This is a genomic window from Flavobacterium sp. DG1-102-2 (assembly GCF_033042555.1).
Classification (GTDB): Bacteria; Bacteroidota; Bacteroidia; order Flavobacteriales; family Flavobacteriaceae; genus Flavobacterium.
Window position 1 is genome coordinate 22828 of the sequence record NZ_JAWLIK010000008.1, and the last position, 13677, is coordinate 36504.

Below are 13677 nucleotides of genomic sequence, written 5' to 3' on the forward strand. Positions count from 1 at the left end.
TTGTCTTAAGATTGTACAAATGCGACAAAATCGGCATCAATATTCAGTTTGTCCTTTTTTGCTTTTCGGGCAAATGCCGCAGGTGTGGTGTTACTAAAGCGCTTAAACTCCCTGCTAAGGTGCGATTGGTCGGTATAACCTAATTCCTGAGCTATACCCGCAAGATTAAGAGTAGGGTCGAGCCATAAATTATTGCGTACCTGCTCAAAGCGCATTAACGCAGACACATCTTTTACGCTATGTCCTGATGATTGCCTGAACTTTCGTTCCAGTGTTCGCACGGTGGCATGGGCGGCTGCCGCTACTTTATTTACGGCAATGCTGCCATTTATAGTGTTTAAAGCTGTTCCCGCTTTAAGGAGCACTTTGTCTGTATTTAGTTGGGGATGCTCGTGAAGGAAATAGTTTCTCAATAGTTCAATTGCGTCGTCTGTTTTACCGCTTTCTACGCATTGTTGTAAGGCGGGTTGAAGCTTTGTAATCGCATGCTCAAATGTCTGAACGCCATTTTTCCCCGACGGGAGCTTTAGCAGGTCAAAAACCATCCATGGATAACAGCGGACGCCAATGATCTCAAAACGGCCTTTTGTAATAAAATGGGCAGGGCGGTTAAGCAGCCCCATTATAAAAGGAGAGGGTAGCGGCAGGGCGGCAGCATCCTGTAAAATGCTGCATGTGCTGCCAAAGTAAAAAATGATCTCGGCATAGCCATCGGGAACCACTTCAAATTCGGTGTCAACCTCCGGATAATAGGTCTCGTGATACCAAAAGCATTTTATGGCATCCTGTAATGGTGCAGGCGGTTCAAATTCCAGATGGTGCATACTATTGAATTATACTCAAAATTACGGATTATTGCCTGTAGTGGATTTGTCCATCTGGTTATTTGTGGTCTAAGTGTGACAAATAACCAGATCCGGGCATAACCAAATTTAATTCTTCCCTTCTTTCTCGTTCAGGTACTTCCAGTATCGTTTTGGTACATGCTGAATGTGAAGCTTCATGTTTTTCCGTGCCGGGATGTTAGTGCTGTTAAAGTAGTCTTTCCATAAAACAGACGCCAGCTCTTCTTTAGCATCAGTAAGTTCGGCAGGCAGCGCCACTTTTTTGGTGTCTATTTCAGAGACAAACTCATACGTGATTTCCTGAACCTTGTTGAGGTCATAGAAGAGGCCGTATTTACGTTTAACGTCATAAATGATCCATTGCTGGTCGGCATAACGGTTCTTAAAGAACGAGACGATTAGTGGCAGCACATTAAAGTCGGGTTCTACCGGGCAGTAGTAAATACCATCGGCAGTCTGCTGGAACCGGATAAACGCCTTCATACGGTGTTTTTCGCGGTTTACCCTCTTATCCATTTTAGAAATAGCCATAACGTGCGGATTGCCAAAGTTGGCTTCGGCGCCTCCGGGACTATCAAATATATAACGGGCAAAATCAAACAGATCCTGAAACGTCTGCGGATCTTCCGATAAATATGATTTATAGAAACGCGTGCGCCAGTCAGGGCTTAGTTTCTTTTTCAGGCCTTCCCATACGCGCCTGGCTTTGGTTTCATCATTTATAACTTCCAGTGCCTCGTCCAGCATTGAGGGCTGGTAGAATTTATCCCATACCAATTGGACCGACTTTTCTTTTCGGTCGTAAAACTCGAAAATTGAAGTTAGAAGCCCTTCTAAAGAACCGTCAAAGATATAGGTGGTCATTATGGTATTGGCTTTTTCCTGCAAAGTCTTGAAGACCTTATAGGTATTACTTTTGTTTTTAACCCTGCAAGGTTTCTAAAACCTTGCAGGTTGAACCTAAAATAAGCTCAATTGATTTTGGGCTACTTTTAGATACTTGCTGCTGCTCTCCGTCAGGATAACATTTTTCAAATGCGGGGCATCAGGTTCGTTAAGTATAACAGGGCTATCGGCACAGCGGATAAAATGTTTTGCACGGTTGTAAGCAATGCCAATTTTCTGCAACTGATCACTTCGCAGCCTGCCGAACTTACGTGCCTGTACGATCTTATTAGCCGATTGTACCCCAATTCCCGGCACGCGTAATATCATACGGTAATCTGCCGTATTGATGTCTATAGGAAATTGATCAAGATTACGCAGAGCCCAACTCAGTTTAGGGTCGATATCGGTATCCAGGTGCGGATTCTTGCTGTTGAGAAGCTCTTTTACATTAAAGCCATAAAAGCGCATAAGCCAGTCCGTCTGGTAAAGCCTGTTTTCTCGCAATAGCGGAGGCTGGCTTCCTATCATCGGCATCCTGTCATCATAACTGATTGGTATATATCCTGAATAATACACCCTCTTCAGCGAAAAGTTCTTGTAATATTCGTCTGCACTGTACATGATTTCCATATCGGTTTCGGGCGTAGCGCCTATAACCATTTGTGTACTTTGGCCTGCTGGTACAAATTTGGGTACACTTTTTATCAGTCCGGTTTTCTTCTCATCCTTAAACTGGGTAATGGTATCTTTTATAAAGCCAAGAGGCATCTTTACATCCTCATGCGATTTTTCGGGAGCCAATAGTTTTAGGCCCATTTCGGTAGGCATCTCAAGATTGATGCTCATACGGTCAGCATACAGTCCTGCTTCGGTAAGCAATTCCTGGCTGGCACCGGGTATAGTCTTAAGATGAATATAGCCATTAAAGCGCTCTTCAAGGCGCAGGCGTTTAGCAATTCGCACCAGGCGTTCCATGGTAAAGTCGGCATTTTTAAAAATACCAGAACTAAGAAACAATCCCTCAATATAATTGCGGCGGTAAAAGCTCATGGTAAGCTCTACAACTTCATCTACCGTAAAGGCAGCGCGTTTAACGTCGTTACTCTTGCGCGAAACGCAAAAAGCACAATCATAGATGCAATGATTGGTCAACAAAATCTTTAGGAGCGATACACATCGTCCATCCTCGGTATAGGTGTGGCAAATACCGTTACTGGCGTCTCCAATGCCTTTGTTGTCATTCTTCCGTTTACTTCCGCTAGAAGAACAGGACACATCATATTTTGCGGCATCGGCAAGGATGCCCAGCTTCTCTCTAATCCTGTCGTACATAATGGGGGAGTGTTTTTACAAAAATAAGCAATAACTGCGCCCGCTAAAATTGAACAATTGTTAAAGTTGTATCCTTACCCCATCCCGATAGTTATCGGGACTTTCCAAAGGGGAGGGGGGGGAAGAACCAGATTGTTGCCGTACTGTGATAAATTTGAGTGCACCCCTCTCCTTTGGAGAGGGGATGGGGGTGAGGTCAAAAAAAGCCCCACTTTTCAGCGGGGCTTGATGTTAGTTTCTTAAAGCATGCAGCCTGGCAACATACTTGCCTACCACATCAAACTCTAGGTTTATGATAGTGCCGGGTTTAATAGCGTTAAAATTGGTGTGCTCAAAAGTATACGGAATGATAGCCACGCTAAACTCATTGTCTTTAGAGTTTACAACCGTAAGGCTAACTCCGTTTACCGTAATAGAACCTTTTTCTATCGTGATGTTATTGGCTGCTTTGTCGTAACCAAAGGTAAAGTACCAGCTTCCGTTTGCATTTTCAACCGATTTGCATACACCGGTCTGGTCTACATGTCCCTGAACGATGTGCCCGTCCAGCCTGTCACCAAGCTTCATGGCGCGCTCCAGGTTCACAATACCGCCTACGGCCCAGTCTTTAAGATTTGTTTTATCAAGTGTTTCCTTAATAGCGGTTACTGTATAATAATCGCCGTTAATGGCAACCACTGTAAGGCATACGCCATCGTGGCTCACACTTTGGTCAATCTTGAGTTCGTGAGTAATGGCCGACGCAATTGTTATGTTAATATTGTCGTTATCTTTAGTTATTTCGTTTATCGTTCCCTGTGTTTCTATAATTCCTGTAAACATGCTGATTTATTTTGCTAAATTTGTGACTTCAAAAGTACAATAAAACAGCATCATGACAAAAAAGGCAGAAAATGTGATCGTAGGTATATCTATAGGCGACCTTAATGGCGTAGGGCCGGAGGTAATCTTAAAAACCTTTGAAGACAGCCGTATGCTGGAAATGTGCACTCCGGTAATCTTTGGTAATGTAAAAGTATTGTCGTTTATTAAAAAGACAATTGATCTTACCGATAATCTTCACGGTATAGATAATCTCGAGCAGCTTATTACAGGCAAGATAAATGTGCTTAACATCTGGAAAGAGAGCGTAAACATAGAGTTTGGCAAGAACGATGAAACGGTAGGGCAGTATGCCATCAAATCGTTTACAGAAGCTGTTGCAGCCTTAAAAGAAAGAAAAATAGATGTGCTGGTTACAGCGCCTATCAATAAATACAATATTCAGTCGGAAGACTTTAAATTTCCCGGACATACCGACTATCTCGATAAACAGCTTAACGGTGATGCGCTTATGCTAATGGTACAGGACAACCTGCGTGTAGGTTTGCTTACAGACCACATCCCGGTAAACGAAGTATCTGCGCATCTTACAGAGAAACTTATCCGCAAAAAGCTTATTACGGTAAACAATTCCCTTAAACAGGATTTTGGCATCAATAAACCAAAGATCGCTGTTCTTGGTGTTAACCCGCATGGTGGCGATAACGGTGTGATAGGTAAAGAAGACGATGAAGTGGTAAAACCGGCGCTTAAAAAATTGTTTGAAGAAGGCGTGCTTGTTTTTGGCCCCTATTCGGCAGACAGCTTTTTTGGCAGCGGCCAATATGAAAAATACGATGCGGTAATCGCGGCGTATCACGACCAGGGGCTCATACCATTTAAAACCCTTGCCTTTGGCGGAGGTGTAAACTATACAGCGGGGCTTGAGGCAGTAAGGACATCGCCCGATCATGGTACTGCTTATGATATTGCAGGTAAGGGGCTGGCCGACCATAATTCGTTTAAAGAAGCTGTGTATATGGCACTTGATATTTATCATTCAAGGGAACAGTATGCAGAAATTACTAAAAACCCCTTGAAAATCAAGGAAAAGCAGTTATAAACAAAAAAATGTTCATAACCGTTTTGGAATTGCAATAATTTTATATCTTTGCACGCTCAAAACTGTTGTAACGAAATGAGTTGCGGTGTTTTAGGCCGTAAATATTACGTTTAACGAAATAAAATACCGACTGGAATGAAAGTGAATAAAGAATTTTTGATTCCTTTTGTGGGATTAAAACAAGGAAAGCACCAGTTTGAGTTTGAGATAAATAAAGCGTTCTTTGATGACTTTGATTTTGATGAATATAATGACGTCAATGTTAAAGTAGATTTAGTTTTGGAGAAAAAGATCACGATGCTGGAGCTTACCTTTAAGCATAAAGGAACAGTAAACGTACCTTGTGATGTTACCAACGAAGATTTTGACCTGCCTATTAAAGGTGAGCTAACGCTTCTGGTAAAATTTGGCGATGAGTTTAACAACGATCACGATGAGATACTTATCCTGCCGCATGGCGAATATCAGGTAGATGTGTCACAATACATTTATGAGATGATCGTGCTCTCGGTTCCTACAAAACGAATACATCCGGGAGTCAAGGACGGTACCGTCGCCGCCGATATATTAGACAAACTGAACGAGCTTTCCCCAAAGGAAGAGCAAAAAGAAGAAGAAACAAAAGAAGATACAGATCCCCGATGGGACGAATTAAAAAAACTATTAACGGATAAATAATATAGTAAAATGGCACATCCTAAGAGAAAGACCTCGAAAACCAGAAGAGACAAGAGAAGAACACACTATAAAGCGTCTGTTCCTCAAATCGCTACATGTCCTGTAACAGGAGAAGCGCATTTATACCACAGAGCTTACTGGCATGAAGGTAAAATGTACTACAGAGGTCAGGTTGTAATAGACAAAGCGGAAGCTGTAGCATAATTGCGATAAAAAATAGGGTAAAACTCTCACAACGTGAGAGTTTTTTTTTTAGATACCCGTTTTTTCTTAATTTAATGGGGCTCATTACGATTCAATTTGCAATTTTTTTGTAATTTCCCCCGCTTTTCAAATTCCTCACAACTGAGATTGAAAAATGTATCCTATGAGTAAAATAACAGCCGCCATTACAGCAGTAGGGGGATATGTTCCGGATTTTGTGTTGTCTAACCAGGTGTTAGAGACTATGGTAGACACAAACGACGAATGGATTACTTCCCGTACAGGCATTAAAGAAAGGCGCATTCTTAAAGATAAAGATAAAGGAACTTCCTTTTTAGCTATAAAAGCCGCCGAAGACTTATTAGCAAAGTCCGGCACCAATCCCGCAGAGATTGATATGGTGCTTTTAGCAACTACAACACCCGATATGCCTGTGGCAGCAACAGCAGTTTATGTTGCAACACAAATAGGCGCAATTAATGCTTTTGCCTATGATCTTCAGGCGGCATGTTCCAGCTTTTTATATGGTATGAGTACCGCAGCGGCCTATATTCAGTCAGGCCGTTACAAAAAAGTATTGGTTATCGGGGCAGATAAAATGTCTTCAATAATAGATTACACAGACAGGGCTACTTGTATTATCTTTGGTGATGGTGCAGGAGCGGCATTATTCGAGCCTAATTATGAAGGCCTTGGCCTTCAGGACGAAATTTTAAGGAGTGACGGTATAGGCCGTGAGTTTCTTAAGATTGATGCGGGAGGTTCTTTACTGCCTCCGTCTCATGAGACTATAGACAACGGACAGCACTTTGTACATCAGGATGGTAAAACAGTATTTAAATACGCTGTTTCTAACATGGCAGATGTAAGCGAAAGGATCATGCAGAATAACAACCTTTCTCACGACGATGTAAACTGGCTGGTAGCACACCAGGCAAACAAAAGGATTATAGATGCTACCGCTTCAAGAATGAACGTAGACGAATCTAAAGTTCTTATTAATATCGAGAAATACGGTAATACGACATCAGCTACGCTGCCGTTGCTGTTACACGACTTTGAACACCTTTTTAAAAAGGGAGATAATATTATCTTTGCTTCTTTTGGGGGCGGATTTACATGGGGCTCTATTTATCTTAAGTGGGCTTACGACAAAAAATAACAAAACAAACTATACAAAATAACGGAAATTATGGATATTAGAGAGATTCAAAACCTAATCAAGTTTGTAGCAAAATCCGGAGCTACAGAAGTTAAGTTGGAGATGGATGATATTAAGATCACCATAAAAACAACTGAAGCAGGCGCTGCTGAAAACACAACGTATGTTCAGCACATGCCAATGGGCCAGCCAATGCAACAACAGTCTTTTGCACCTCAGGCTCCAGCTGCTGCGCAACAAGCTCCAGCTACGCCAGCTGCACCGGCTGCAGACGACAATTCAAAATACATTACAATCAAGTCGCCAATTATTGGTACGCTTTACAGAAAACCATCTCCGGACAAACCGGTTTTTGTTGAAGTAGGAAGCACTATCTCTAAAGGTGATGTGGTTTGTGTTATCGAGGCAATGAAATTATTCAACGAAATCGAGTCTGAAGTATCAGGTAAAATCGTTAAGGTTTTAATTGATGACGCGTCTCCGGTTGAGTTTGATCAGCCATTATTCTTAGTAGACCCGTCTTAATATTATTTTGAATGATGAATTTTGAATGCCTTATCAATTAGGTATTCAATAATTTAAAGTTTAAGATTTAACATTTAAAATAAAAGCGACGATGTTTAAAAAAATATTAATTGCAAATAGGGGAGAGATTGCACTTCGTGTAATAAGAACCTGCAGGGAGATGGGAATTAAAACCGTTGCGGTTTATTCTACTGCCGATGCTGAAAGCTTACACGTAAAATTTGCCGATGAGGCTGTATGTATAGGCCCACCGCCAAGCAACTTGTCTTACCTTAAGATATCTAATATCATAGCTGCGGCAGAAATTACAAATGCCGATGCTATACACCCGGGCTACGGGTTTTTATCTGAGAATGCAAAATTCTCAAAGATATGCGGTGAGCACGGAATTAAATTTATCGGTGCGTCTCCGGATATGATTGATAAAATGGGCGATAAAGCTACGGCTAAAGCGACCATGAAAGCTGCCGGTGTACCATGTGTGCCAGGTTCTGACGGACTTCTTGATTCTTACGAACATGCCGAAAAACTTGCTAAGGAGTTTGGTTACCCTGTAATGCTTAAAGCTACTGCCGGTGGTGGTGGTAAAGGTATGAGGGCTGTATGGAAACATGAAGAGCTTTTAAAAGCGTGGGAAAGCGCTAAGCAGGAAGCTGCTGCGTCTTTTGGTAACGACGGTATGTATATGGAGAAGCTTATTGAAGAGCCGCGCCATATTGAGATACAGGTTGTAGGTGATTCTTTTGGTAAAGCATGCCACCTTTCTGAAAGGGACTGTTCTGTACAAAGACGCCACCAGAAACTTACTGAGGAGACCCCATCGCCATTCATGACAGATGAGCTTCGTACTAAAATGGGTGAAGCCGCTGTTTTAGCCGCTGAATACATCAAGTATGAAGGAGCAGGTACAGTAGAGTTTCTTGTAGACAAACACAGGAATTTCTATTTCATGGAAATGAATACACGTATACAGGTAGAGCACCCTATTACTGAACAGGTAATTGATTATGACCTTATACGCGAACAAATAATGGTTGCCGCAGGTATTCCTATTTCGGGAAAAAACTATCTTCCGCAGCTGCATTCTATCGAATGCCGTATTAATGCTGAAGATCCTTATAACGATTTTAGGCCGTCTCCGGGTAAAATTACTACCCTACACATGCCGGGTGGCCACGGAGTACGTTTAGATACTCACGTATACTCTGGTTATACGATTCCGCCAAACTACGATTCAATGATCGCTAAGCTGATCACTACTGCCCAGACAAGGGAAGAAGCTATCAACAAAATGAAGCGTGCCCTTGATGAGTTTGTAATTGAAGGTATCAAGACTACAATACCTTTCCACAGGCAGCTGATGGATGAACCGGATTATGTAGCCGGTAATTACACTACTAAATTTATGGAATCTTTTAAAATGAAGGATCCCGCATAATACTTAAAAGCCTCTGTTTTCAGAGGCTTTTTTATTTATATTAGTAGCCTAAAAAAAAAGTGGTACAGAAGTTGTATTGCTGAAAATCTATAAACCATAAAAAATTTTAAACAATGTTAAAGATGATTTTTACCGCAGTTAAAACTACAGCAGCAGCTGTTGTTATGCTGCTTGCAGTTACAACTACAGTATCTGCCCAGGATCGTGTTAAAAGCGATAGAGCAAAAAGACAGGCAGATGTTATGAAAACTGAACTTTCTTTAAACGATGACCAATACAATAAGGTAGTGGAAATTAATAATGAGTTTGCTGATAAAGCTAAAGAAACAAAACAAACTTCGATAGCCGATCAAAAAGAAGCAAGGATTGAAAGGGCTAAGGCTGTGAAAGCACTTAATGAAGAAAAAGATGCCAAGCTAAAAACTGTTTTAACAGAAGAGCAGTACAAAACATACCTTGCTAAAAAAGAAGAACGTAAGAATAATTTACAACAGCGCCGTTTTGATAACAAAGCGTCTATTCCGGCTTCACGAGCTACAGTAGCTCCTGTAAAGCAATAGGGAGTTGTTCGTAAAAATTTAAATCCCCATTTTGGGGATTTTTTGTTTTTGATACTTTATTTCTTTTATATTTGTCCATAGCGGCATTTTTCGTTACTAACAACTAACTTTTAACAAACATGATAAAAAGATTTTCTTCTGCTGCAAAAGCAGCATTTGCGGGAACGATGTTATTTTTCGCTATAACAGCAACAGCGCAGGAAACCGATAAGATTTCTGAAGGTGCAAAAATTGCTGCTTCAGAAATGAAAACAAAACTGGTGCTTAATGATAACCAGTACACACAGGTGGTTGATGTTAATAAAGCTTACCTAAAAAAGGTAAAAGACTGCAAAGCATCAGGAGATACGGCTCCTGCAAAAGCAAAAAAAATGCAGGCTATAAATGAAGAAAGGGATGCAAAATTCAAATCTGTACTTACCGAAACGCAGTATAAAAAATATGCTTCTGTAAGGGCAGAGAATTTAAAAAAACTAAAAGAGACCGCAGGGATCTAACCTTTAACCTCACTTAGTGAGGTTTTTTTATGCCTTGATGTTAAATTTTAAGATTTAACGTATTATTTAGAAATGATTTTGGCTATTAGGCGTTATTTTTTTAATCCCTGATTAGGGTTTTCTGCTTACGAAATGTTTATACATAAAGAAGTTATTGTTAAAGTGTAAAATGTAGAACAGAATGGAAAGTGTATCTTTAGTAAACGGCAGGCGCCAGCAAAGTTATAGCCGCGCTGCTCATGCATCATTGCCACGATGGAATCAGATTGATTTTTTAGACGTAAAAAGACTTGAATTCAAAACCCGGTTAAGCTTTAAGGCCTGGCTATGGATTGTTATCATTGCTTCAATATTTATAAATATATGCCTCACCGGTAAGGCATTGAGTGGTTATTTTGTTCCTTTAGCTGCTGTTGTACTTGCCGCCAGTGTTTTTACGCTTATGATGGTGTCTAAAAAACATTTTATACTGTTCTATATGAAAGATGGCAGTAAAACTAAAATACATGTGCCTAAAGAAAATACAGATTATGTAAGGCGGTTCGTGTCTATGGCTAAAAGAAGATATAATAAATAACCCCGCAATTGCGGGGTTTATTCTTAGAATTTTTCGGCAGATGCCCTGTTCCAGTTACTCAGCCATTTGCCGGGTATGGTACTGTCTTTAAGCAGGCAGCCTGTTGTCAGCTCGGGATAGGTTTCCAAAAATGTTTCTATATGTGTCCTGTCTACCCTCATGCTTACCACACTGCGGTCTACCTGATCTGGGTGTGCTAACCCTGCAGAAGCCATAAGCTCCATAGCACTCTTAACAGTTTCCTGCTGGAAACGGAAAACACGTACGCTTTTCTCTTCAGGAACAAGCCCTTTAGTGAGTTTTGGATCCTGTGTGGCAACTCCGGTAGGGCAGGTGTTTTTGTGGCATTCTAAGGCCTGTATGCAGCCCAGGGCAAACATCATTCCGCGTGCCGAGTTGCAGAGGTCAGCTCCGGTAGCAAGTGTCTTTACGATATCAAAGCCGGTTACTATTTTTCCGCTGCAAATAATCTTAATCTGTTTTCTAAGGTCAAAGCCTGTAAGCGCATCGTGTACAAAGGCAAGTGCATCGCGAAGCGGCATACCTACGTGATCTGAATATTCCTGAGGCGCAGCTCCTGTTCCGCCCTCGCCGCCGTCTACAGTTATAAAATCCAGATAGGTTTTTGTCTGCACCATGGCTTTGCAAATAGAAATGAATTCTGATTTATTGCCAATACATATCTTCATGCCTATAGGCTTTCCACCAGAACCCTGGCGCAATAATTTTACAAAATCCATAAGCTCAAGCGGTGTTGTAAATGCCGAATGATAAGCAGGAGAAACAATATCATGGCCTTTTGATACGATACGTATATTTGCGATCTCGTCGGTAACTTTTTCTTTTGGCAATATACCTCCGTGGCCCGGTTTGGCACCCTGCGAGAATTTTATTTCTATCATTTTCACCTTATCCAGTACTGCTCTTTTTGCATATTCCTCATACGAGAATCTGCCTTCGCTGTCGCGGCAGCTAAAATAGCCGGTACCAATGTTCCAAACGATATCGCCGCCCGGCTCAAGGTGATAAGGCGAAAGCCCACCCTCTCCTGTGTTATGGTAAAAGCCACCCTGTTTTGCACCTGCATTTAACGCAAGAATTGCGTTTTTACTTAGTGAACCGTAACTCATGGCGCTAATGTTAAACAAACTGGCGTTGTAAGGCTGCGTGCACTGTTCAGATCCGATCCTTATCTTTGGGTTATGGTCTATCTCGCCAAGAGGTAACGCCCTGATGCTGTGATTGATCCATAAATAGCCCATGTCATATACATTAAGCTGGGTGCCAAAAGGGTTAGTATCTGTTTCTTTTTTGCTGCGCTGGTACACCAGACTGCGCTGAAGGCGGTTGAAGGGTTTTCCGTCAAGGTCTGTCTCTACAAAATACTGGCGTATCTCTGGGCCGATGGATTCCAGCAGGTAACGCATCCTGCCCAATAGCGGGAAATTGCGTCGTATGGCTTTTTTAGACTGGTACATATCATAGAAGCCCATAAGGATGAGCGGCAAAAATATGAGCAGCAGCAATATAGACTTTACATTGATGTAGGTAAGCAGTGCAATAATCGATAACGAGGTAATTGTAAATAGTAAGAATACTTTTCTCATAAACAGCGAAGTATTGAACTTTCAATAATTGAAAGCGGTTAGTTTTGTATTATTAGTAAAATTGTTGAGAGCAACCTAACAAATATAAAGAGTATTTTGGCTGATTGCACCTTAGAAACAGTCCAAATAAGGGCGTAAAAAAAAGACCCAAAGCTGCGCTTCGGGTCTTTTATAAAGTAAGATGTAAAAGCAGATTACTGCTTGATATCAAGTTTCTTAGCGATTGCAGATGGTATACCACCTTTATTTAATAGTATCGCTGTCGATTTATATTTTACAAAGTTCTTAGTCATGTACATGTATCCTTTATAGTCGTTAGATGCACCCCATGAGTTTTTTATGATATAGTACTCTTTGCCATTCTGGTCTTTAGATAAACCTACAATGTGCATACCGTGGTCATCCTGTGTGCTGTAGTTATCAAAAGCTTTCTGACGCATTTCTTCAGTAATCTCAAGCTCGTCTTTTGGCCCAAGGAACATGCCTTCTTTTTCTTCAGGTGTCATTTCAGACGGGCTTTTTGCAGGGATGTAAGCAACCCCGTTTTTCCAGCTGAATCCTTTTTCGCTAACGTCTCCTGCCCATCCTACAGAATATCCTTTTTTAAGTGCATTGTCTATAATGTCTGTAAGCTCATTAAGCTTCACATTATACACCTGGTCAAGCGACCAGTTGTCCGGCACCATAAGAACAAATTTAGAATAGTAAGGGTGGTCTGAGAATGAAGAGATTTCAACATAATCATCAGGATTAATGCCTATAACATCTTTTGCAAATGTTTGCGGTGTATATTTTTTGCCTTTCCATTCAAAGTTTTGAGGTACTTCACCAAGGTATGTATCAATAACGCCTGTGTATGCTTTTATCCAGTTAGGAGAAAGCTCGCCGTTAGGATTTTGAACAGCAGCTTTAAGAACGCCTTCGCCCATAGCCTGCATTTCTGCAAATTTATTATTTGAAGTACCGTAGTTAAGGCCTGTGTAAAGGCTCTGCGGTAACGCGCCATACTGGCGGTACATGTTTATAACATCGTGCAGTGCACCACCATCACCAAGGGTGATTGCGCCATGCATGCGCACATAGTTCTTTCCTTTCTCAATATAGGCGTTACGTGCCGTATATACCTGAGATATCTCTATAGGCTGTTTGCCCATGCGTATCATTTCTGACTCAACAAATGAATTTGCAGAGTAGCTCCAGCACGTTCCAGAAGATCCCTGGTTTTTTACCGGGGTGTTCTCTATGTTTATAACATCGGTAAATTTAAAAGCCGAAGCACTGTTTGCGCTTTGGTTATTTTTTAATGAATTTACCAGGTAGTCCTGTGCAAAGCCTGTCTGCATTCCCGCTAATAGCAAAGCAGTTGCTACAAACGGTTTAACTGAAAAATTATACATCTAAGTAGGGTTTATTATTTTTTGTGGGGCTAAAATACTGAAA

The 13677-nt window shown here is 41.2% G+C and carries 15 protein-coding genes; 9 read left to right on the plus strand and 6 right to left on the minus strand.

Annotation, left to right across the window (positions count from 1 at the left end):
• Positions 1–5: 5 nt before the first annotated feature.
• The 4 genes from R1T16_RS12165 to R1T16_RS12180 form a co-directional block, all read right to left on the minus strand.
• Complete coding sequence (locus R1T16_RS12165; RefSeq protein WP_317501383.1) at positions 6–824, minus strand: helix-turn-helix domain-containing protein; 819 nt, start codon at positions 822–824, stop codon at positions 6–8.
• 108 nt (positions 825–932) lie between these two features.
• The gene (locus tag R1T16_RS12170) at positions 933–1709 is read right to left on the minus strand and encodes a TIGR03915 family putative DNA repair protein (protein ID WP_317501384.1); all 777 of its coding nucleotides are present in this window, start codon (positions 1707–1709) and stop codon (positions 933–935) included.
• Between the two features lie 96 nt (positions 1710–1805).
• The gene (locus R1T16_RS12175; RefSeq protein WP_317501537.1) at positions 1806–3068 is read right to left on the minus strand and encodes a putative DNA modification/repair radical SAM protein; all 1263 of its coding nucleotides are present in this window, start codon (positions 3066–3068) and stop codon (positions 1806–1808) included.
• Between the two features lie 228 nt (positions 3069–3296).
• Positions 3297–3887 carry a riboflavin synthase gene (locus R1T16_RS12180; RefSeq protein ID WP_317501385.1) on the minus strand — a complete coding sequence of 197 codons (591 nt, stop codon included), beginning with the start codon at positions 3885–3887 and terminating at the stop codon, positions 3297–3299.
• A gap of 52 nt (positions 3888–3939) precedes the next feature.
• Here R1T16_RS12180 and pdxA point away from each other — a divergent pair, with 52 nt between their 5' ends.
• From pdxA to R1T16_RS12225, 9 genes are all read left to right on the plus strand, one after another.
• Entirely contained in the window at positions 3940–4989 is a 1050-nt protein-coding gene (gene pdxA / locus R1T16_RS12185) for a 4-hydroxythreonine-4-phosphate dehydrogenase PdxA (protein WP_317501386.1), read from the plus strand.
• A 135-nt stretch (positions 4990–5124) separates the two neighbouring features.
• Complete coding sequence (locus tag R1T16_RS12190) at positions 5125–5667, plus strand: DUF177 domain-containing protein (RefSeq protein WP_317501387.1); 543 nt, start codon at positions 5125–5127, stop codon at positions 5665–5667.
• Between the two features lie 9 nt (positions 5668–5676).
• Positions 5677–5871, plus strand: coding sequence for a 50S ribosomal protein L32 (gene rpmF, locus R1T16_RS12195; RefSeq protein WP_026993360.1), 195 nt, complete (start codon positions 5677–5679; stop codon positions 5869–5871).
• Between the two features lie 163 nt (positions 5872–6034).
• Positions 6035–7033, plus strand: coding sequence for a beta-ketoacyl-ACP synthase III (locus tag R1T16_RS12200; protein ID WP_317501388.1), 999 nt, complete (start codon positions 6035–6037; stop codon positions 7031–7033).
• A 30-nt stretch (positions 7034–7063) separates the two neighbouring features.
• Positions 7064–7558: an acetyl-CoA carboxylase biotin carboxyl carrier protein gene (gene accB / locus R1T16_RS12205; RefSeq protein ID WP_317501389.1), complete on the plus strand. Its 495-nt coding sequence runs from the start codon at positions 7064–7066 to the stop codon at positions 7556–7558.
• 91 nt (positions 7559–7649) lie between these two features.
• Positions 7650–8996: an acetyl-CoA carboxylase biotin carboxylase subunit gene (accC, locus tag R1T16_RS12210; protein ID WP_317501390.1), complete on the plus strand. Its 1347-nt coding sequence runs from the start codon at positions 7650–7652 to the stop codon at positions 8994–8996.
• Between the two features lie 122 nt (positions 8997–9118).
• Positions 9119–9556: a DUF4890 domain-containing protein gene (locus tag R1T16_RS12215; protein ID WP_317501391.1), complete on the plus strand. Its 438-nt coding sequence runs from the start codon at positions 9119–9121 to the stop codon at positions 9554–9556.
• A gap of 119 nt (positions 9557–9675) precedes the next feature.
• Positions 9676–10053: a hypothetical protein gene (locus R1T16_RS12220; RefSeq protein WP_317501392.1), complete on the plus strand. Its 378-nt coding sequence runs from the start codon at positions 9676–9678 to the stop codon at positions 10051–10053.
• Positions 10054–10234: 181 nt separating this feature from the next.
• The gene (locus tag R1T16_RS12225; protein ID WP_317501393.1) at positions 10235–10630 is read left to right on the plus strand and encodes a hypothetical protein; all 396 of its coding nucleotides are present in this window, start codon (positions 10235–10237) and stop codon (positions 10628–10630) included.
• A gap of 23 nt (positions 10631–10653) precedes the next feature.
• Here R1T16_RS12225 and R1T16_RS12230 read toward each other — a convergent pair whose 3' ends face one another.
• Positions 10654–12237, minus strand: a complete 1584-nt coding sequence (locus R1T16_RS12230; RefSeq protein ID WP_317501394.1) for an FMN-binding glutamate synthase family protein — start codon at positions 12235–12237, stop codon at positions 10654–10656.
• Positions 12238–12431: 194 nt separating this feature from the next.
• Positions 12432–13634 (minus strand): aminopeptidase C, encoded by a 1203-nt coding sequence (locus tag R1T16_RS12235; RefSeq protein WP_317501395.1) that lies wholly within the window; start codon positions 13632–13634, stop codon positions 12432–12434.
• Positions 13635–13677: the final 43 nt, after the last annotated feature.